This is a genomic window from Mesorhizobium sp. B2-1-3A, assembly GCF_006442655.1.
Classification (GTDB): Bacteria; Pseudomonadota; Alphaproteobacteria; order Rhizobiales; family Rhizobiaceae; genus Mesorhizobium.
Map to the genome: position 1 here is coordinate 798931 of NZ_VFWK01000003.1, position 20027 is coordinate 818957.

At 63.1% G+C, this 20027-nt stretch carries 17 protein-coding genes; 6 read left to right on the plus strand and 11 right to left on the minus strand.

The window, feature by feature from the left end; translation table 11 throughout:
• Positions 1–93: 93 nt before the first annotated feature.
• The gene (locus tag FJ977_RS15185; protein ID WP_140772581.1) at positions 94–939 is read left to right on the plus strand and encodes a metallophosphoesterase; all 846 of its coding nucleotides are present in this window, start codon (positions 94–96) and stop codon (positions 937–939) included.
• A 99-nt stretch (positions 940–1038) separates the two neighbouring features.
• On the opposite strand, the gene FJ977_RS15190 is transcribed toward FJ977_RS15185, so the two are convergent.
• On the minus strand, positions 1039–1806 hold the full coding sequence (locus tag FJ977_RS15190) for a 5'/3'-nucleotidase SurE (RefSeq protein ID WP_140772583.1): 768 nt from the start codon (positions 1804–1806) through the stop codon (positions 1039–1041).
• A 204-nt stretch (positions 1807–2010) separates the two neighbouring features.
• Here FJ977_RS15190 and FJ977_RS15195 point away from each other — a divergent pair, with 204 nt between their 5' ends.
• The 3 genes from FJ977_RS15195 (at position 2011) to FJ977_RS15205 (ending at position 5628) form a co-directional block, all read left to right on the plus strand.
• On the plus strand, positions 2011–3006 hold the full coding sequence (locus FJ977_RS15195; RefSeq protein ID WP_140772585.1) for a sugar-binding transcriptional regulator: 996 nt from the start codon (positions 2011–2013) through the stop codon (positions 3004–3006).
• Between the two features lie 112 nt (positions 3007–3118).
• Positions 3119–4168: a phosphopantetheine-binding protein gene (locus tag FJ977_RS15200; RefSeq protein ID WP_140772587.1), complete on the plus strand. Its 1050-nt coding sequence runs from the start codon at positions 3119–3121 to the stop codon at positions 4166–4168.
• Positions 4165–5628 carry a class I adenylate-forming enzyme family protein gene (locus FJ977_RS15205; RefSeq protein WP_140772589.1) on the plus strand — a complete coding sequence of 488 codons (1464 nt, stop codon included), beginning with the start codon at positions 4165–4167 and terminating at the stop codon, positions 5626–5628. Before FJ977_RS15200 ends, FJ977_RS15205 begins: the two co-directional genes overlap by 4 nt.
• Position 5629: 1 nt before the next feature.
• Here FJ977_RS15205 and FJ977_RS15210 read toward each other — a convergent pair whose 3' ends face one another.
• The 9 genes from FJ977_RS15210 to FJ977_RS15250 form a co-directional block, all read right to left on the minus strand.
• Positions 5630–7603: a tripartite tricarboxylate transporter permease gene (locus FJ977_RS15210; RefSeq protein ID WP_140772591.1), complete on the minus strand. Its 1974-nt coding sequence runs from the start codon at positions 7601–7603 to the stop codon at positions 5630–5632.
• Between the two features lie 20 nt (positions 7604–7623).
• On the minus strand, positions 7624–8610 hold the full coding sequence (locus FJ977_RS15215) for a hypothetical protein (RefSeq protein WP_246683115.1): 987 nt from the start codon (positions 8608–8610) through the stop codon (positions 7624–7626).
• A gap of 167 nt (positions 8611–8777) precedes the next feature.
• Positions 8778–9536: a phosphodiesterase gene (locus FJ977_RS15220; RefSeq protein WP_140772595.1), complete on the minus strand. Its 759-nt coding sequence runs from the start codon at positions 9534–9536 to the stop codon at positions 8778–8780.
• A gap of 24 nt (positions 9537–9560) precedes the next feature.
• Entirely contained in the window at positions 9561–10631 is a 1071-nt protein-coding gene (locus FJ977_RS15225; RefSeq protein WP_140772597.1) for a LacI family DNA-binding transcriptional regulator, read from the minus strand.
• A gap of 19 nt (positions 10632–10650) precedes the next feature.
• A complete protein-coding gene (locus FJ977_RS15230; RefSeq protein ID WP_140772835.1) occupies positions 10651–11469 on the minus strand; it encodes an ABC transporter permease subunit in 819 nt (272 codons plus the stop codon).
• 20 nt (positions 11470–11489) lie between these two features.
• Entirely contained in the window at positions 11490–12311 is an 822-nt protein-coding gene (locus FJ977_RS15235) for an ABC transporter permease subunit (protein ID WP_140772599.1), read from the minus strand.
• Positions 12312–12395: 84 nt separating this feature from the next.
• Positions 12396–13532 (minus strand): extracellular solute-binding protein, encoded by a 1137-nt coding sequence (locus FJ977_RS15240; RefSeq protein ID WP_210243840.1) that lies wholly within the window; start codon positions 13530–13532, stop codon positions 12396–12398.
• A 28-nt stretch (positions 13533–13560) separates the two neighbouring features.
• Complete coding sequence (locus FJ977_RS15245; RefSeq protein ID WP_140772601.1) at positions 13561–14718, minus strand: ABC transporter ATP-binding protein; 1158 nt, start codon at positions 14716–14718, stop codon at positions 13561–13563.
• Between the two features lie 268 nt (positions 14719–14986).
• Positions 14987–15775 (minus strand): 3-hydroxybutyrate dehydrogenase, encoded by a 789-nt coding sequence (locus FJ977_RS15250; RefSeq protein ID WP_140772603.1) that lies wholly within the window; start codon positions 15773–15775, stop codon positions 14987–14989.
• Between the two features lie 237 nt (positions 15776–16012).
• Here FJ977_RS15250 and FJ977_RS15255 point away from each other — a divergent pair, with 237 nt between their 5' ends.
• Both FJ977_RS15255 and FJ977_RS15260 read left to right on the plus strand, forming a co-directional pair.
• Positions 16013–16801, plus strand: a complete 789-nt coding sequence (locus FJ977_RS15255) for an acetoacetate decarboxylase (protein ID WP_140772606.1) — start codon at positions 16013–16015, stop codon at positions 16799–16801.
• Positions 16794–17954, plus strand: coding sequence for a patatin-like phospholipase family protein (locus FJ977_RS15260; RefSeq protein ID WP_140772608.1), 1161 nt, complete (start codon positions 16794–16796; stop codon positions 17952–17954). Before FJ977_RS15255 ends, FJ977_RS15260 begins: the two co-directional genes overlap by 8 nt.
• Positions 17955–18392: 438 nt before the next feature.
• Here the strand turns inward: FJ977_RS15260 and FJ977_RS15265 are convergent, their stop codons facing one another.
• On the minus strand, positions 18393–19994 hold the full coding sequence (locus FJ977_RS15265) for an inorganic phosphate transporter (RefSeq protein WP_140772610.1): 1602 nt from the start codon (positions 19992–19994) through the stop codon (positions 18393–18395).
• Between the last annotated feature and the right edge of the window lie 33 nt (positions 19995–20027).

Consider the following 20027-nt stretch of genomic DNA (forward strand, 5'->3'; position numbering starts at 1 on the left):
ATCGAATATTGAACTATCTTTCTCAAGTCAATACAATTGTACAATTCTGAAGCAGCGACGCGTCAGACCACGCCCACCGGCAAAGAGAGATCCATGGCCTCGATTCGAATTATGCAGATATCCGACACCCACCTGTCGCCGCGAACCCACCGGTTTCACGAGAACAACGAACTCATGATCGACGTGCTGAAGACCGCCGATCACGACCTGATCGTCCATACCGGCGACATCACGCTCGACGGCATACGCTTCGAGGAAGATTATCCCTTCTGCCGCTCGTTCCTGGAGCGCGCCGGCAAGGACATCCGCTATATCCCCGGCAATCACGATGTCGGCGACAATCCACGCCTGTCGCAGCCCGAAACCGCCATGGGCAGCGCCATCAGCCCGACCAGGCTTGACCGTTACGAGCGCTATTATGGCGCCGACAGATGGTCGATCGACCGCGGCAACTGGCGGCTGCTCGGCATCAATTCGCTGCGTGTCGGTTCGGGACTGGACGGCGAGCAGCAGCAATATGACTGGATCGGCGAACAGCTGGCGACGCTTGGCGAGCGGCACCTGGCGCTGTTCTCGCATCAGCCGCTCTATGTCGACACGCCGGAAAGCACCGAGCTGACCTACTGGACAGTCGATCCGATCGGTCGTGAGAACCTGCACGAATTGATGGCGCACAAGCAGCTGAAGATGATCGCCAGCGGGCATCTGCACCAGCAGCGCTCGCGCGGCCACGATGGCGTGAGGCTCGAATGGTGCTCGTCGATCGCCTTCACCACCCGCGAGGAGCTGGTGCCCGAAATGGGCGGCAACCGCGAGGTCGGCTATCTCGAGCACGTGCTGCATGATGACGGCGGCATCGAAACCCGCGCGGTGACCATCCCGGGCTTCGTCAACAGCTATCTCGACGACTGCCTGCTCGAGGTCTACCCGAAATACTGATCGCCCCATGCTCGAGAACGCAAGAAGGGCGCGCCGGTGATCCGGGCGCCCTTTTTTTAACTTCGAATCCGGTTCGTCCGATCCTTTCGGGATCAAGTCTCAGGCGACCGCCTGTTCAAGAGCCCCGTCGAGTTCCGACAAGGCGCCCGCCGGCACGAAGGCATGGCCCATCCAGTTCAGGCAGGTGACCGAGGCAATGCCGGAATCGATCAGGCTGTTTTCGTCACCCGGCGTCGTGGCGTAGTTGCGGTCGGCCAGCGGCTCGATGCGGGCGCTGCGCCCATCCTCGGCATGGATGATCACCCGCGTCGCGCATTTGTCGCGGCCGATGCGCGCCGAACGCATGGGCGCTGGCACAGTGCGCGGCAGGTTGACGCTCAGCCAATGTCCCTCCTGGGCCCATTCCTGGCGGGTGTTCCAAAAACCTTCGATGCGCGCCGCCAGCCATGCGACCTCGTCATCGCCATAGGCCTGGCTGTCGCGCGGCATGGAGAAGGCCACGCCGGCAATGCCGCACAGCGCCGCCTCGCGCGCCACCGCCATGGTGCCGGAGTAGGAGACGTCCTCGGCGACGTTGCGCCCCTCATTGATGCCCGACAGGACCAGATCGGGTTTCGCGCCGTCGCGGAACACCCAGTGCATCGCCCCGATGACGCAGTCGGCCGGGGTGCCGGTGCACGAATAGCGACGGGGCGCGACCTGCTCAAGTGCAAAGGCCTGCCGCAGCGTGATCGAATGACCAAAGCCACTGCGGTTGCCGCTCGGCGCCACGGTCCAGATGTCGTCGCTCAGCAGCGCCGCCGCCCTTTCCAGGATCGCCAGACCGGGCGCGTCGATTCCGTCGTCATTGGAGAGCAGTATTCGCATGTCATATCCTTCTGGCTGCGCCCGAGCGTCTTCATAATTCGTACATTTATGCCATATTGAGAATTATTGTACAATTCCGTAAGATGAACTCGGGCAGGCTTTTCGGTTTGCTGGATTTCCACGGGCGGCCGGCGCGCGAGCGGCCGCGTGATTTCCCTCCGTCGGCAAATCGTCTAATGGGGGTACGTCTTGAGGGAAGTGGGCATGGCAGGTTCGGAAAAGCGACCGAGGCGGACGAAATTCCAGTCCGACCAGGACGAACTCAAGCTGAGAGCCGCCTATCTCTATTATGTCGAGGGCCTGACCCAGGAACAGGTTGCCCAGCATCTCGACATCAGCCGCATCAAGGCCCTGCGCCTGCTTGCGGCGACGCGTGAGGACGGTACGGTCCAGATCACCATCAATTCGCAGGCCGAATCGCTGATCCGCCTGCAGCGGAACCTGGAAAAGCACCTCGGCTTGACCGAGGCGATCGTCGTGCCCGCGTCGAGCCAGGACGAGGAGAGCGTCGCGGCCGTCGTCGGCCACGCCACCGGACGCTACATTTCCGAACAGGTCACCAACGGACTGTCGATCGGTGTCGGCTGGGGCGCCACGCTGCAGGTCTGCATGCGGTCGCTGATCTGGCGCGAGGTCAACGACATGACCGTCATTTCACTGCTCGGCGGCCTGACCCATGCGACAGCGCACAATCCTTCGGCCGTCGCCTGGCGCTTCGCCGAATTCTACCGCACGGAACTCTATCAGATCACCGCGCCTGTCTTTGTGCCCGACCGCGAACTGGCCGACGCACTGTGGAAACAGGATGATCTCAAACAGCTCTACGAGCGGGCACGTGCCGTCGACATCGCTCTGCTCAGCGTCGGCGATGTCGGCACCCAGGCCTCGATCTTCCGCCGCGGCATTCTCAACTGGTCGGACGCCAAGAGCCTCAAGGATGCCGGTGCCGTAGGCGATGTGCTCTGCCATTTCGTCGATGCCGACGGCAATGTGCTTGACCATCCCGTCAACCATCGCGCCATGGCCATCAATCCCGCCGACATCAGCAGGGTGCCGAAGGTCATCATCTCGTCGGGCGGCCTGCGCAAGATCCACGCCATCCGCGCCGGCATCGCGGCGACCAACGCCAAGCTTCTCATCACCGACGTCGCCGCCGCCCAGGCGCTGCTCGAGCTTCCTCCGCTCGAACAGGCCTCCTGACCCGTCGCGACACGACAGCGGCAGCGCACCCGTCACTTAGGCGGATCATGGGCTTGTCCCTGGACACAGCTGTGCGTAAAAGGCAGGAATATGCATCGGTAGGGGCTTTCCGATGAACGTCCAACAAAGGCTGCGGCCTGCATCACCGGGCGACGGACCGGCACATGCGATCGCCGGCATCTTCGCTGCGGAATTGCAGGTTCCCTCGGTCGGTCTCGACGACAATTTCTTCGATCTCGGCGGCGACTCGCTGATGGCCGAGACCTTGGTGCTTGCCGTGCAGAAACGATTCGGCGTCAAGCTCCAGACCTCCATTCTGCTCGAAGCGCAGACACCGCGCGAATTCGGCAGGCTGATCGCGTCGCTGGTGCCGGTCCATCCGGCGCGCGAGCTGATCGTGCCGGTGGCGGGCAGCATCGGCCATGAGCCGATTGCCATGATCCATGGCATTACCGGCTCGGCCTTGTTCGTCAATCGCTTCGGCAAGCGGCTGAAAGAGAAATACGCCATCATGGCCGTGCGCGGCATGGGCACCGAGCCCGGCGAGACGCCTTATTCCAGCATGGCCGAAATCTGCTCCAGCTATTTCGAGGCCCTCACTTCGGTGACCGGCCAGCATCCCGACGTGATTGGTGGCATTTGCGTGGGTGGATTGTTGGCGATCGAGGTCGGTCGGCTGAGCCATGAGGCGACCGGCAAGCGGCCCGCCATCGTGCTCATCGATCCGCCCTCGCCCGGCTCCGCCTGGCTGAAACCGATGCCCAACGACCGCCTGACGGACAGCCGGCGCCGCCAGATCACGCGCAAGGTGATCTATTGGCGCTTGCTGCGCGATACGATGAGCGCGGTGGGGCTGGGGCAGACACGCCTGGGGCGGCATCTGCGCAAGAAAGCCTACAAGAGCGCATTGTTGCAGGCCGCGGCCGGTTTCGTGCCCTCCTCCTATCCCTGCGACGTTCTCATCCTCGCCAGTTCCGAATGGGGCGCCACGACGGTGAAGGATTACAAGGGCTGGGCATCCGACAAGGCCAGCGTGAAGACGGTCGTCATGCCGGGCACGCACAACAAATTCCGCAAGGCCAACATGGACGCGATCGACGCGGAGATCCTCACTTTCCTCTCCGAAAGACCCGGGGCGACACGCGTCCAGCACCAGCGATGAGTTTTGGCCGGCAGATACTGGAAGCCTTCGCGGCCCATGGCGACAAGGTCGCGATGGTCAATGACCGTTCGCAGATCACCTATGCGCAAGCGCTGACGCAGGTCGGGCATCTGGCGGCAAACTTCAACGCATCGGGCATCAGGCCCGGCGACCGCGTCGGCCTTGCCATGGTCGACAACATCGACGTGGTGCTGTCCATCCTCGCCTGTTGGAAAAACAGCGCAACCCCCGTGGTTATCGATTTTCGAACGCCCAGAAGCCAGCGTGCAAGACAGGCGCGCGACTTCGGCTTGAAGATGGTTTTCGAAAGCCGTGCCATGCCCGGCGACGAAATCTATCCGAACGCCCTCTTTGATACCGGCTGGAAATCGGCCTCGGCGCCGGGATTCGAGGCCAGCGCCCCGATGGATGATGCCAATCCGGCCTTCCTGATCTTCTCGTCCGGCACCACGGGCGACCCAAAGGCCTATACACAGTCGCACGAAGCGCTTGCCCGGCGTATCGCGGCGCGCCGGAGCGTTGTGGAGGGAACCGCCAAGCGATTTCTGACGCCGATGGCGCTGTCCTACTCGGCAATGCGCCACCAGACTTTCGGGTATCTGCTTTACGGCGGCGTCGTCCGGTTCTTCCCGCCGCTGTTCACGCCCTCCGAACTCATCGAGGCACTGCTGTCGTTCCAGGCAAGCGGTACGGCGCTGGCACCGTCGGTGATAGCCCGAATGGTCAAGGAAACCGGTGAGCGCGCCACCCACCTGCTCCCAAAACTCTCCGTCCTCTACAGCATAGGCGGACCAGCCAGGGGCGAAGACAAGATCGCCGCCTGGCGCTACATCTCGCCGGGTTACCGGATAAGCTACTCATCGAGCCTCACCGGCATAATATCCTCGCTGTCGGGTTCAGATATCCTGGCCAAGCCCGAAAGCGCGGGCCGCCCAGTGGCGGGTGTTCAAATCGAGATTGTCGGTCCCGACGGCCACGTGCTGCAACAAGGGGACAGGGGGCTGATCAAGGCCCGGACCCCGACCATGGCATCGGCCGTCCTGATGCCCGGCAACCGCCTCTTCGTCGATCCACAGATCATGGGCTCGGACTGGGGCATTCCCGGCGACATCGGTTTCCTGGATGCCGACGGCTTCGTGACGATCGTCGACCGCGAGGCCGATATGATCGTTCGCGGCGGCGTCAGCGTCGCGCCCCAGGAGCTTGAAAAACTGATCCGCGCCCATTCCAAGGTGCAGGACGTCGCCGTGGCCGGTTTCGCGGACGAGACCATGGGGCAGGAAATCGCGGTATTCATTGTTTCCGAACAGGGAACGATTGAGGAATTCCAGGCATTCCTGCGCGCCAACATCGCACCCGACCGGCGGCCGCGCGAGATACGGATCGTGCCATCATTGCCCTACAGCAGCAACGGCAAGTTGCTGCGCCGCCAGTTGATCGAAACGCTGGCGCGCAAATAAACTAAAAGATCCCCCAGATACCGGCGAGCCAGGGCGTCGGCCATGGCTGGGACGCCAGCATATCGAAAACCGAATAGACAAAAACCGTCGTGGCGGCGGCGATCGTCAGCGGCGACCGCCATGACTTCGAGCCAAGCACCGCGATGCTGCCGGCCACGAAAATGAAAGTCGCCGCCAGGTGTCCGACCAACAGGATGAGGACGGCCAAGGCAAGGCAGAGGCCCAGCACCGCAAGATTGCCCTTCATGGTTGGTTCCGTGGCCGGCGACCATTCGCCGGGAGCCCCGGCGGGCGCGGACGGGACGGGCGTGGAGGGCGTCCACCATCGCAGTGTCGTCCGCACTGTCGTCGTCAGCGAAAACATCATCAGCAATCCAGCCGTGATGATCGGGAAGATGGCGGCCTCGAAGGGAAAACCGGTAGCGGCGGTCACCAATGCCGCCAACGCCAGCAATGTCATGGCGGCGCCGGCGATGATATCGGGCAGCGCGGGCGGCAGCGGGCCACCTGGGTTTCTGGCCCTGATCCACGACAGCGTCTGCCTGATGACGCCGACCACCGCCAGTCCAAGCAGCAGCAGCACCAAGGGCTGGGCGAGCCACGACCAGCCGGAAATCTGGTAGGCGAGAAAGAAGTAATTCTCGAGGCTCGGCCCAAGAACGAAACCCAAGGAGAAGGCCGAGCGCGGCCAGTTGAGTTCCTTCATCGCCATGCCGATGGCGCCGACGCCGATGACCAGCGCAAAATCGAAAGCGCTCATGTTGGTCTGGTAAGCGCCAACCACGATGAAGGTCACCACCAGCGGCACCAATATCGCGGCCGAGACCTGCGCCACGCGCGCCAGCGGCCGGGTCAGCACGAGGCAGGTCACCGCGCCGACTATGTTGGCCACGGCAATGCTGAACACCATCGACATGGTGAGCGCGGCATTCTTGCCGAGCATGTCCGGTCCGGGAACGAGCCCGTGCACGACAAAGGCGCCAAGCAGAATGCTCATCGAGGCCGAACCCGGCACGCCGAAGGCGATCGTCGGAATGAGCGAGCCGCCTTCCTTGGCATTGTTGGCGCTTTCAGGAGCGATGACGCCCCTGACGTTGCCCTCGCCGAACTTCGGTCCGGAGCCTGGCCGGCGTGACGCATAGCCATAGGCGATCCAGTCCAGCACCGCGATGCCGACACCGGGAACGGCACCAAGCAAGGAACCTATGGTGCTGCATCGCAGGACCAGCGGCCATTCCCGCAGCGTGTCCATGATGCCTTGCCACATGCCGGCATAGGTCGGCCTCTCCGCATTGCCCTGGATGGAACCGCGCAGCAGAAGCGACGCCAGTTCCGGCAGGCCGAACAGGCCGAGAAACACCAGGGCAACCGGCAGACCGTCCCAGAGATAGATTTCGCCGAAGGTCCATCGGTCGATGCCGGCGATCTTGTCGATGCCGACGAACGAGGCCAGCATGCCGAACATGGCCGCCGCCAGCCCCTTGAGCGGCTGGCTTCCCGCCAGCATGGCGACGATGGAGAGGCCAAAGGCGCAGATCGCGAAGAAGTCCGGCGTCTTCAGGTAGAGGACAAGCGGCCGCATGACCGGGATCGCCGCCGCAAGCACCAGCGCGCCGAACACGCCGCCGATCATCGAAGCGGAATAGGAGGCGCCGAAGGCACGCGCGGCTTCGCCCTTCTTGGCCATCGCATGGCCATCAAGCACCGTTGCCGCGGCGCCCACCGAACCCGGAACGCCGAACAGGATCGCGGGTATGGTGTCGGAGGTGGTGTTGACCGATCCCATGCCAAGCAGCAGCGCGAAGGCGGCATAGGCGTCCATGTTGTAGGTCATGGGGATGAGCAGCGCCATCGCGAACAGCCCGCCAATGCCGGGGACGACGCCGACAATCAGGCCGGCGAAAACACCGGTCACCAGCATCAGCATACGGAATGGCTGGGCCATCTCGAAAATGGCGGTGAGGATCAGATCCACCGTTGAGCCTCGCCGGAAATCTACTTCACCAGATTTCTGGCGGTTTCGAATACGTCCGGATCCACCTTCAATTGCTGCGCCACGAGCCGGCTTATGTCTTCGCCGCTGGTGGCGTTGACGGTCATTTCGCTGAGCTTGCCGATATCGGCCAGAAACGCCGGATCCTTGACCATCTCCATATAGCCCTTGCGAAGCGCTTCGACGGTGTCCTTGGGTGTTCCCGGCGGAACAACGAGCGGGTGATGGAACTGCAAGGTCGTCTCTATGAGCGCGGCCGCCTCCCGAACCTCAGGGTCTTCGATCCTGGCCGTGAACTTCTCCTGGCCTGCAACCGTGCCCGGGCCAAACGTTCCGACGAGGTTGAGCGTGTCGCGGTTTCCGGAGATGTTGTAGCTGGAAACACCGCACATTCCGGCGATTTCGCCGCGTTGCATTGCCAGTTCGATATCGGCGGTGCCTTCAAAACCCGTGACGATCTTGAATTTCGCCTTCAGCCCGTTCTTGACCAGCGCCGCGAAAATATAGGTCACGCTGCTCTTGCCGGTCGCTCCAATCAGGAAATCGGACTGCAGGAACTTGTCCATCGTGTCGATGCCGGAGCTTTTGGCGGTCAGGCAATAGGCCGGTTCGTTGACGAGCGAGCCGATCCATTGCAGGGCCAGCGGGTCGAAATTCGCGTTCTGGGGATCGAGCACCGGAGCATAGGACATCGCCTCGCTGACCGAAGCGATGACGCTTCCATCGGCCGGCTCGCTGCCCAGCACCATCTTGGTGAGCTTGAGGCTGCCGCCGCCCGGCACATTCTGAACGACGATATCAGGCTTGCCGGGCAGGAACCGGCCAAAATGACGAGCGATCAGCCGCGATGTCTGGTCGTAGCCGCCGCCGGGGCCATAGCCGACCTTGATCGTGATGGTCTTGAATTCGACCGCCTGTGCCTGCGCGCACATCGCAAGGACTAGGCCAGCGACAAGAAAGGAGAGAACGCGCAAAGCGCGGAAAATCACAGCCAACGTATCAACCCCGCATCAAACCCAAAGCGGTTCTAACCCATGACTTTACAAATCGGTAATAATTTTCACGGGGGATGATACGGGATCGGATCACAGTTACGACAGCCAATCCGTGACGCGTAGCGAGCGTCAGCGTCCTGATCCTGTCGGGGGCATATGCATTATCCGGCGACGGGAAAATCGTGGAAATGCACGACCACCCCATCCCCGTCGATGAAGATCACGGCATAGGCGGGCGGCTCGTGGCCCAGGCTCCAGCTCTGCGAAAAATCGAGCGCGGTCTGGTGGTTCGTGCTGCGCAGCGTGCTGATCGGTATGCCGCGCCAGCTGCCGGCGATCAGCCGATGGACGTGGCCCGCGAAGATGTGGCGGACATTGCCGTGGCGCGACAGCACCGCGTGGAAGCTATCGGTGTCGGCGAGCCCGACCTCGTCGAGCACCGGCATGTGTATCCGAAACGGCGGGTGGTGCATGAAGACGAAGGCCGGCCTGTCGCGCGCCTCTTGCAGCCGTTCGTCGAGCCAATCGAGCCGCGCGGCGCACAGCCTGCCCTCGACATGGCCGCTGTCCAGCGTGTCGAGCAGGATCAGGCGACCCTCCGTGCCATCGAAAACGCTCTGCACGAATCCTTGCTCGGCAGCGGCGTCGGGAAACATTTCAAGGAAAAGCGCGCGATCGTCATGGTTGCCGAGCATCAACCGGCAAGGCGGAGAAAATTGCGCCAGCCTCTCCCGCAATGCCGCGTAGGCGGCACGCTCACCATCATTGGTGAGGTCGCCGGATATCACCACCAGTTCGGCATCGGCATGGTTCTTGCCGATGTCCGCCAAGCAGGCGTCCAGCCTGGCGAGCGGATCGGAGCCATAGAGAAGGCCACCCGGCGTCATCAGATGCGGATCGGAGAGCTGGATGATTTTCATGGGCGTCGACCTGTGGCTGAGGATTCAGGAGGAACTGTCTGGAAGTCGCTCCGCGTCATGCGGAACAAAACTGCCGCGCACGACAAGCGGCACGTTGAAGCGCTCGCGGATGGGCGCAAGATCCGGCTGCCGCTGGCGCATATCGAGCAATGCCACGGCACGGGCGGCCATCATCTCCGGATCCTGGCGGAAGGTGGTCAGCCGGTAGGCAAGCCAGCCGGCTTCGGGAACATCGTCGAAGCCGATCACCGAGAGATCGCCGGGGATGTCGAGCCCGGCCTGCCGGGCGTGGTCCATGACGCCGAAGGCGATGAGGTCGTTGACGCAGAAGATCGCCTGCGGCCGATCCTGGCTATCAATGAGAGCCTTGCCCGCCTGCAGCCCGCCCGCATAGTCCGTGTCTCGGCCCCGCGCGATCACAACCTCGGCGCCAAGACGCGCTGCCTCGGCGCAGAATGCATCCTCGCGTTCGGTGATGGTGGGTGTACCCGACAGCGATCCCGCCAGACCAAGCTTCGTCATGCCGCGCGCGACGAACAATGCCGCCGCGAGCTTGGCGGCCGCGCTGCCGTCGGTCTGGATATGATCGGCTTCCGGTTCGGAGCGGCCGATGACCACCAGCGGCTGGCCGTTGCGCCGCGCCAGCTTGAAGAAGGACGAGGGCGGCGAGCCCGACAGGATGATCGTCGCCTCGGCGCGATGGCCAAGCAGCGTCTTCTGGGCCGATATCAGCTCCTGCTCGGTCTGGCCGGTGTTGATCATGACCGGAACATTGCCGCGATGGATCAGCGCCTTGGTGAGCGCAGCGGTGAGATGGGCACGAAAGCCGACTTCCGGCTTGGTCACCACCAGCCCCACCAGCCGGCTCTGGTTGGCGAGCAGGCCGCGCGCCAGATCGTTGACCTGATAGCCGAGTTCCTCGGCGGCGCGCATGATCTTTTCGCGCGTTTCGGTGGCGACGCTGGCGCCCGGCGTGAAGGCGCGCGACACCGCCGAGCGCGACACGCCCGCCTGGCGCGCGACATGCAGGGCGCTGACCGAGCGAAGCTTGTCCGAGGTCTTGTCGCCCGTGGTCGAATTCTCGTCTGCCGTCATTGGTCGACGCTCACGCTTTTCAATGGCCAACCCGCGACAGCACATCGGCCTTCAGGAACCGCTCGACGATCAGCATGAAGCCGATCGATGGGATGAGCAGCAGAAGTGCCGTGATCGAGGCGATCTGATAATTGCCGCCGGCGCCCGCCGAATACAGCAGCAGCGGCAACATATTCACATCCGGCGCGCCGACGAAATAGCTGCCGGTGAATTCGTCGAGCGATTCCAGGAAGACGAAGATGGCGCTGGCCATCAGGCCGGGCATGGCGAGCGGCAAGGTCACATCACGGAAGGCGCGGAACGCTCCGGCGCCAATTGATCGGGCGGCCTGCTCGAGTTCGGCATCGACGGCCGAAAAAGCCGCCGTTGCGATCCACACGGCATAGACCAGGCCATGCACGGCATGCACCAGAACCACGCCGGTGATCGTGCCGTTGAGGCCGATCTGGTAGAAGACGCGCGCGATGTTGACATAGACCGGCAGGTTCGGAAACGCCTGCGGGATGAGGAAGGCGAGCAGGATCAGGCCGCGCAGCGGCAGCTTCAATCGCGCCAGCGCGTAGCCGGCAGGGATTGCAAGCGCCAGCGAGACGATGACCGTCAGCACCGCCACCAGGATGCTGTTCTGCAGCGAATCCATCGCACCGCCACGTGGCGAGAAGACACGCTTCCAGACACTGAAACCGTAGTCGAGCGGCAGGACATGCGGAAAATACCAGCGCTCCGCCACGGTCCACAGCAACAGATTGAGCAACGGACCGAAGATGATGAAGGCGAGCAGGCCGAGGATCACTGCCCTGGGCAGCCACCACAGGTCGATCCGCACTTTATGTCCCATGACGGATGATGGTGCGAGGCTCATGCGCGCTCCTTCATCGTGTGGCGCAGATAGATCCACGCAACGCCCGAGGTGATGACCAGCGAGATCAGGCCGAGCGCGTTGGCAACACCGTAGTCGCCATAGGCATTGATGCGGAAGGCGATGTCTGCGGTGAGCATGGTCGGCGACTGTGCATTGACCATCAGCGGCACCGACAGCACCGACATCATCGTGACGAAGGACAGGATGAGGCCGACCAGCAGCGTGGTGGCGACCTGCGGCACGACGATCTCGATCAGGATGCGCAGCCGCGAAGCGCCGAGGTTGCGCGCGGCCTCGATCGTACCGCGGTCGATCGACGCCATGGCGCCGGCGACCAGCAAGGCAACGAAGGGAACCTGCTTCCAGACGAAGGCGATGACGATGCCGCGCCAGTCGAGAAAAGCGGTGGTCTGCAGCGGCGTGATGACGCCGGCGCTGATCAGAAGATTGTTCATCAGGCCGTTCTTGGCGAGGAAGGTACGCAGGATCTGACCGACAACGATGAAGGGAATGAACATCGGCCAGCGATAGAGCCAACGCAGGATCGCCACCGCGCGCGGATTTTCGCCCAGCGTCAGATAGCCGCCGATAGCGATGGAAAACAGGCCGATCAGCAGCGTCGACAGGCTGACGATCAGAACGGTGAAGATCGTATCGCTGCGGTAGAGCTCGAACGACTTGACGAAATTTCCCATTCCGTAGCCGCCGTCCACTTCGAACGCGCCGATGACCGAAGCGGCAAGCGGGACGATGAACAACAGCACGATCACCGCCAGCGCGGGCAGGACGAGCAGCAGGCCGAAAAGTCGTTTCGACATCGTGGGTCTTTCACCGGGTAGCGGACATTCCCGCACCGCCCGGCAATGCCGGGCGGTGCGGGGTTCGAAGGTCAGTCAGCCCGCTCAATTCGCGGTCTGGCGCTCATAGGCTTCGAGGATCGCGTTGTTATAGGGAGCGATCGGGAACGGCTTGCCGTACTTCGCCAGGTCCGCCGGCGAGATGTCGACAAACAGCTTGTTCCAGGTTGCCTCGTCGAGCTTCGGCTTGACGAAATCGGCGTCGATGCCCGGATACCAGTTGAACTTCTTGACGATGCCGTCGGCCTGTACTTCAGGGCTGGTCGCGAGCGCCACGAACTTCTCGGCCAATGCCTCGTTCGGGCTCTTGGCGGGGATGACGTAGTGCATCGGCTGGCCGGGCATGCCGGGCGCCGGCAGCACCAGTTTCAGCTCCGGCGGAAGCCGGCCGTCGGCCTGCCAGGAGTAGAACATGTCGACCCAGACCGGGCCCATGCCGATCTCGCCGCGCGACAGCATGTCGAGCGTGCCGGCATTGCCGGGCGTCAGCGTCGCATTGGCGGTGAACTCCTTCAGGCTGGCGAAGGCCTTGTCCCACTTCTTGGTCTCGGCCTCGTCGAAGGGGCCGTTCATCAGCTTGTTGGCGTCGCCCTCACCGAAGGCATAGATCCAGCCCATGACGAAGCTGACACCGGAGGCGCCGCCCTTGATGCCGTTATAACCGAACTGCTTGGGATGCTCCTTGGCCCATGCGACCAGTTCCTCGTAGCTCTTCGGCGGATTGGGCACCATCGCCGGATTGTAGGCAATCGCGGTCTGGCTGTTGAACATCGGCATGACATAGCCGCTGACATTGGAGCCCAGCGCCATGTCGGCATTGGAACGCGTCACCATCTTGCCGGTGTCGATTTTCGGGCGATAGGCTTCGAGATAGCCGGCTGTCACCATCGGGCCGGCGAACTTTTCGTGCACGACGGCGACGTCAGTGTCCCACTTCTGCGAACCCGCATCGGCCTGCGCCTTGAAGCGTTCGGTGATCTTCTGCGATCCGGCATCGCCCGGGCCGGTACCGACGACGCGCACGGTGTTGCCCGGATTCTGCTTCTCGAACAGCGGCCCGAGATAGTCGTTGATGTAGTCGACCATGTTCTGGTCGCCGGCGGTGAGAACGGTGAGTTCGGCGGCTGTGGCGGGTGATGCCATCAGGCCGAGAGCCAGTGCGGCTTGCAGGATTGTCTTCACGGAAAGGTCTCCAGTTGGATGAAGAGATTCAAGCTTCGGATGCTTCCAGGGAGCGGCTTTTGGCGCCGCCCGACCGGGAACGGGTTGGCGCCAACGGCGAAGCCGCCGGCGCGTTGAACAGGAAAAGCACATCGGACGGGGTGCGGACCTTGACCGCCTCGCCGACAGCGAACGCCTTGTGGGCATCGACCAGGACCATGTCGTCGCCGACCCTGACCGCATGGCGCCAGAGGCCACCGGGATAGCTGACGGTCTCGACATGGCCCGCCAGCTCGAGCGTTCCGGCGGGAACGGCGTCCGTGGCGGTGCCCGCGAAAAGCTGTGCCGCCTCGGCCCGGAACCGCGCCTCGACGAAGCCGCGCGCCAGCGGGCGCCCCTCCAGCGGCACCGCGCAGGCGGCGTTCGCCGGCCCGGCTTCGATCTCGAAACGGCCCCGCAACGGCTGCCCCCAGAGTTCCACCCGGTTCTCTGCGCCCATGAAGGCTGCGACGAAGGCGGAAGCCGGGCGGTTGTAGACGGCTTCGGGCGTGCCCTGCTGCGCGATGCGCCCGGCATCGAGGATGACGATGCGGTCGGCCATCACCATGGCTTCCTCGCGATCATGCGTGACATGCACGGCGGTAATGCCGAGCCGCTTCTGCAGGGCGCGGATTTCGTGGCGCACGGTCAGCCTGATGCGCGCGTCGAGATTGGACAGCGGTTCGTCGAGAAGCAGGATTTCCGGATCGATGGCCAGCGCCCGGCCAAGCGCCACGCGCTGGCGCTGGCCGCCCGAAAGCTGCGCCGGCTTACGATCGCTAAGCCCATCGAGCCCCAGCAGTTTTTCCATCTCGCCGACGCGCCGCGCGATCTCGGTGCGCGCATGCCGCTTGAGCTTCAGCCCGTAACCGATGTTCTGCGCCACCGTCATGTGCGGCCACAGCGCATAGGACTGGAACACCAGCGCCATGCCGCGCTTGTCCGGAGGCAGGCGGGTTACATCGCGGCCGGCGACCTTGATCGAGCCGGCGCTTGGCGAAACAAAGCCGGCGATGGCCCGCAGCAGCGTGGTCTTGCCGCAGCCGGAAGCGCCCAGAAGGGCCACGAACTCGCCCTTCGCTATGCCCAGCTCTATGCCGTCCAGAACCCGCGAAGCGCCGTATCCGGCGCTGACCCCGCCAAGTTCGAGGAAGTTTCCTTTGGTCATTTATCACCTTTGCACAGCTGTGCATTGCTATGCGCAAGCTGCCCGTTCTCGAGTCCCGAATAGGAGGTCTAGGTAACGGCTTGATGACGGTTTGAAGGGAAAGCCTCGCCTCTCTCCCTTCGTCAGCCGGTCAGTCGACGCGGCTCATGGCTGCGGAAAACCTCCCAATCCTTCCGCGGCCGCCATCAGGATACAATCATCCCGCAGCGATAGGGAACCGCCTTTTTCGGTACTGGTCGGTAAAAGCGGAAATGTTGCGACCGATGCGTTACTGCGCCGTCCAGCCGCCATCCATCGGCAAGGTCGTGCCGGTGATCTGCCTGGCTGAATCCGAGCACAGGAACAGCGCCAACGCGGCAAGCTCCTCGACGGTGACGAATTCCTTCGTCGGCTGTGCAGCGAGCAGCACATCATGCTTGACCTGTTCCTCGGTCATGCCGCGCGCCTTCATCGTGTCGGGAATCTGCTTCTCGACCAGCGGCGTCCAGACATAGCCCGGCGCGATGGCGTTGACGGTGATGCCGTCCTGCGCGACTTCCAGGGCGACCGTCTTGGTGAGGCCCGCAATGCCATGCTTGGCCGAGACATAGGCCGACTTGAACGGCGAGGCGACCAGCGCATGCGCGGAAGCCGTGTTGATGATGCGGCCCCATTTGCGTGCCTTCATGCCCGGCACCACCGCCTTGATGGCATAGAAGGCCGCCAGGAGGTTGATGCGGATGATCGCTTCCCACTTGTCGTCGGGAAATTCCTCGATCGGCGCGACATGCTGGATACCGGCATTGTTGACGAGGATGTCGAGGCTGCCAAACGCCGCCTCGGCGTCGCGAACCATCGCCGTGACGGCAGCGCCGTCCATCATGTTGGCGTCGGAATAGCGGCACTTGACGCCGAAATCCTTCTCGATGCCGGCGCGCTCCTGCTCTATTGCCGCGGCGTCGCCAAGGCCGTTGATGGTGACGTTGGCGCCCTCGCCGGCAAAGGCGCGGGCTATGGCCAGGCCTATGCCGCTGGTCGAGCCGGTAACGAGGGCATTCTTCGAAGACAGGGAACCCATGGTGATCTCGCGAGAGGTGGGAGGGAATAGGAATTGTGCGCCGCAGCATGACAATGACAGAGCCATGTGTCGATGCGATTACAGCCAGACGACAGCCTCGGCGTGGCTCTCAACCGGCTCCAGACCATGGTCGTTTGGCTGACACGGCACTGTCATGGTGCCGTGCAACATAATCGGCAGCGCATTCGCGCGCCTATTCCTGAACGAAATTCGCCGACAGAACCTTGGGGGTGCAGCTTGGAAATCGCCGATGTCGTGAAGCGCGCCTATGCGATGCCACTGACCAATCCGTCTTTCCCGCCCGGGCCCTACCGTTTCTTCGACCGCGAATACATCATCATAACCTATCGCACGACACGCGAGGCGCTTGAGGCCGTCGTGCCGGCGCCGCTGGAAATCGACGAGCCGCTGGTCAAATACGAATTCATCCGCATGCCTGATTCCACGGGCTTCGGCGACTACACCGAGACCGGCCAGGTCATTCCGGTGAAATACAAGGGCCAGCATGGCGGCTATGTCCATTCGATGTATCTCGACGACGACGCGCCGATCGCCGGCGGCCGTGAGCTTTGGGGTTTTCCGAAGAAGCTGGCCAATCCGAAGATCGTCCATGAGGGCGAGGTGATCGTCGGCACGCTGCACTATGGTAGCGTTCTATGCGCCACCGGCACGATGGGCTACAAGCACCAGGAAGCCGATCACGATTCCGTGCTCGCCGCGCTCGCCGCGCCCAACTTCCTGATCAAGATCATTCCGCATGTCGACGGCACGCCCCGCATTTGCGAGCTGGTGCGCTACTACCTCACGGACATCACCCTGAAGGAGGCCTGGACGGCGCCCGCGGCACTCGACCTGCGGCCCCATGTCATGGCCGACGTGGCGAAGCTGCCGGTGCTCGACATCGTCTCCGCCGTTCACTTCAAGGCCGATCTTACCCTTGGGCTGGGCGAGGTCGTGCACGATTATCTTGCCGATCACGACCGGCTCGCAACCAGCACAGCCCAGCCGGAGAAAATTCGTGCTTGAACGCAACCGAAACAAGGAAGCCGCCGCCACCATCGAGGAAATCTCGGCCCAATATGACCGCATCGCCCTGGTGTTCCAGGGCGGCGGCGCGCTCGGTGCCTACCAGGCCGGGGTGTACCAGGCGCTGGCCGATGCCGGTTGCGAGCCGACTTGGCTGTCCGGCGTCTCGATCGGCGCCATCAATGCCTCGATCATTGCCGGCAACGAGCCGAGCCGCCGCCTGCAGCGGCTCGAACAGTTCTGGCAGACGATCTCCGGCCGCAAGATCTGGGCCTATACGCCGGAAGGCGACATCTACCGCGACATCCGCAACCGCACCTCGTCATGGATGACCATGACCATGGGTCAGCCCGGCTTCTTCAAGCCTCGCAATCCCAATCCCTGGTTCGAGCATCCGGGCGCCGAGGGTGCCACCAGCTTCTACGATACCGCCGAATTGAAGGACACGCTGGAGAGCCTGATCGACTTCGATATCCTCAACGACGGCAAGAAGCGGCTGAGCGTCGGCGCGGTCAATGTCCGCACCGGCAATTTCGTCTATTTCGACACCGAGAAGGTGCGCATCGGTCCCGAGCACATCATGGCCAGCGGCGCGCTGCCGCCCGCCTTTCCGTCGGTCCGCATCGAGGGCGAGTACTATTGGGACGGCGGCATCGTCTCCAACACGCCGCTGCAATATCTGCTCGATCAGGAAGAGGACCGGTCTTCCCTGGTGTTCCAGGTCGACCTGTTCAGTGCCCGCGGCGTGCTGCCGCGCAGCATGCCGGACGTGCTGTCCCGCCACAAGGACATCATGTATTCCAGCCGCACGCGCCAGAATACCGACAATTTCAAGCGCATCCATGGCCTGAAGATGCGCCTGCTCGATGCGTTGAAGCGCGTGCCCAAGGAGCAGCTGACGCCGGCCGAGGAAGCGCTGATCGCGGACTATTCGGACGCCGGCATCGTCAACATCGTGCACCTGATCTACCAGCACAAAGGCTATGAGGGGCACGCCAAGGATTATGAATTCTCCGGCACCTCGATGCGTGAGCACTGGGAGACAGGCCTGGAAGACACCCAGCGCACCTTGCGTCATCGAAAGTGGCTGACCTTGCCCACCAATGTCGATGGCGTCGCCATCCACGACCTGCATCGCGAAGACCCGACCTGAGACTTCGCGGGCCGAAGGCTCTCGAAGGTTTCCTTCCTGACCGGGATTGCGCTGCTCGTGTCGAGCGGCCGTCGCCAACGTTCGAGATTGGCTGAAGCCTCCAAACTTCGTCATCCCAGAGCAAAGCTCCGTTGCGGAGACCCTGGGATCCATTCCGTGACCTATGCCACGGAGTGCAACGGAGCAGAATTCTGCACCGTTGCAGCGCTCAGGAGTCCCGGCATGGATCCCTTGGGCTGCGGAGCAGCTCCAGGGGTCTGCGCCGCGTCGCTGCGCTCCTTGCTCCGCCCGTGGATGACGAAGCGTTGGGCGTTTCGCGCCAGTCTCGCAGGCATATTCCACGTCAATACAAACGCGAATGCCTCTTCGAAATTCGCTCAAAGAAAAAGGCAGCGCCGTCGCCGGCGCTGCCTTTTGTTTGGATGCTTGTACGCCCGCTCAGAACACCTGGCGGAAGACGATGAACAGCACGAAGGCCAGCGCGATCGAGCAAGGCAGGGTCAGCACCCAGGCCAGCAGCAGGTTGCGCACAGTCGCCCATTGCAGGCCCGAACCGTTGGCAGCCATCGTTCCGGCGACGCCCGACGACAGGACATGGGTTGTCGACACCGGCAGGCCGAGCCGATCGGCCATGCCGATGGTCACCATGGCGACGAGTTCGGCCGCCGCACCTTGGCCATAGGTCAGATGGCTCTTGCCGATCTTCTCGCCGACCGTGACGACGATGCGCTTCCAGCCGACCATGGTGCCGAGGCCCAGCGCCAGCGCCACCGCGACCTTCACCCAGAGCGGGATGAACTTCGTCGCGTTGTCGACGGCCTTGTGGTAGTCGGTGACCGCCTTGAGATCGGCGGTCTGCATCGGCAGCAATTGCTTCTTGTCGATCAGCTTGAGCGCCTCGCCGATCAGGTAGATGTCGTTGCGGGCGTTGCTGACCAGGTCGGTCGGAACATTGTCCACCGAGGCATAGGGCTGCAGCGAAGCCGTGGTGTTGTGGATGTAGGTCTGCAGCGCGACCGTCGTCTGGTCGCTCCAGGTCCGGGTGCGCACGGCATCCTGGACGGCGGCCTTGGCGTCGGCGACAGTGATGCCGGGCTTCACATATTTGCCCAGCGCCTGCTCGACGCCGGCCGAAGCCGACTTGTAGGCCTCGAGATAGTTGATGTCGGGCGTGCGGTTCAGCGCAAAGGCCGTCGGCACGACGCCGATCAGGATCAGCATGATCAGGCCCATGCCCTTCTGCCCATCATTGGAGCCATGCGCGAAGCTGACGCCGGTGCAGGTGAAGATTAGCAGGCCGCGGATCCACCATGGCGGCGGCGTGTTGCCTTTCGGCGCCTCGTAGAGTGCCGGATTGCGCACCAGCAGCTTCATCGCATAGAGCAGGATCGCGGCGGCGAAGAAGCCGACGATCGGCGACACCAGCAAGGTCAGGCCAACATTGGTTGCTTGCGACCAGTCGACGCCGCTTGTGGCGCTGCCTGCCGGTGCCGTGAACTGGTTGGCAAGGCCGACGCCGATGATCGAGCCGACCATCGTGTGCGAACTGGAGGCAGGCAGGCCGAGGAACCAGGTGCCGAGATTCCACACGATCGCCGCGACCAGCAACGCGTACACCATGGCAAAGCCGGAGGAGGAGCCGACCTGCAGGATGAGCTCGACCGGCAGCAGCGACAGGATGCCGAAGGCGACCGCGCCGCTGGAGGTGAGAACGCCGAGGAAATTGAAGACGCCCGACCACATGACGGCGAACTCGGCCGGCAGGGAACGTGTGTAGATGACCGTCGCCACCGCATTGGCGGTGTCGTGGAAGCCATTGACGAACTCGAAGCCCAACGCGATCAGCAAGGCGATGCCCAGCAGGATCCACGGCACGGTCTTGGCTTCGGCCAGGTCCTGGCTCAGCGCGTATCCGACATAGACGACGCCGACCAGCACCAGCACGCCGAAAGCCGGCAGGAACCACTTCGCGCTACCCGAACTATCCAGCGGATGATCCGGCCTCGGAATGCCCGCCTCACTAGAAACTATGTCCACCATGTCCCACTCCTATTGCATCGCAGCAAAGAACCG

What these genes read in the sequence shown, in the direction of transcription:
- FJ977_RS15185 (WP_140772581.1), top strand. Translation starts at nt 94, where the DNA reads ATGGCCTCGATTCGAATTATGCAGATATCCGACACCCACCTGTCGCCG.
- FJ977_RS15190 (WP_140772583.1), bottom strand. Translation starts at nt 1,806, where the DNA reads ATGCGAATACTGCTCTCCAATGACGACGGAATCGACGCGCCCGGTCTG.
- FJ977_RS15195 (WP_140772585.1), top strand. Translation starts at nt 2,011, where the DNA reads ATGGCAGGTTCGGAAAAGCGACCGAGGCGGACGAAATTCCAGTCCGAC.
- FJ977_RS15200 (WP_140772587.1), top strand. Translation starts at nt 3,119, where the DNA reads ATGAACGTCCAACAAAGGCTGCGGCCTGCATCACCGGGCGACGGACCG.
- FJ977_RS15205 (WP_140772589.1), top strand. Translation starts at nt 4,165, where the DNA reads ATGAGTTTTGGCCGGCAGATACTGGAAGCCTTCGCGGCCCATGGCGAC.
- FJ977_RS15220 (WP_140772595.1), bottom strand. Translation starts at nt 9,536, where the DNA reads ATGAAAATCATCCAGCTCTCCGATCCGCATCTGATGACGCCGGGTGGC.
- FJ977_RS15225 (WP_140772597.1), bottom strand. Translation starts at nt 10,631, where the DNA reads ATGACGGCAGACGAGAATTCGACCACGGGCGACAAGACCTCGGACAAG.
- FJ977_RS15230 (WP_140772835.1), bottom strand. Translation starts at nt 11,469, where the DNA reads ATGGGACATAAAGTGCGGATCGACCTGTGGTGGCTGCCCAGGGCAGTG.
- FJ977_RS15235 (WP_140772599.1), bottom strand. Translation starts at nt 12,311, where the DNA reads ATGTCGAAACGACTTTTCGGCCTGCTGCTCGTCCTGCCCGCGCTGGCG.
- FJ977_RS15245 (WP_140772601.1), bottom strand. Translation starts at nt 14,718, where the DNA reads ATGACCAAAGGAAACTTCCTCGAACTTGGCGGGGTCAGCGCCGGATAC.
- FJ977_RS15250 (WP_140772603.1), bottom strand. Translation starts at nt 15,775, where the DNA reads ATGGGTTCCCTGTCTTCGAAGAATGCCCTCGTTACCGGCTCGACCAGC.
- FJ977_RS15265 (WP_140772610.1), bottom strand. Translation starts at nt 19,994, where the DNA reads ATGGTGGACATAGTTTCTAGTGAGGCGGGCATTCCGAGGCCGGATCAT.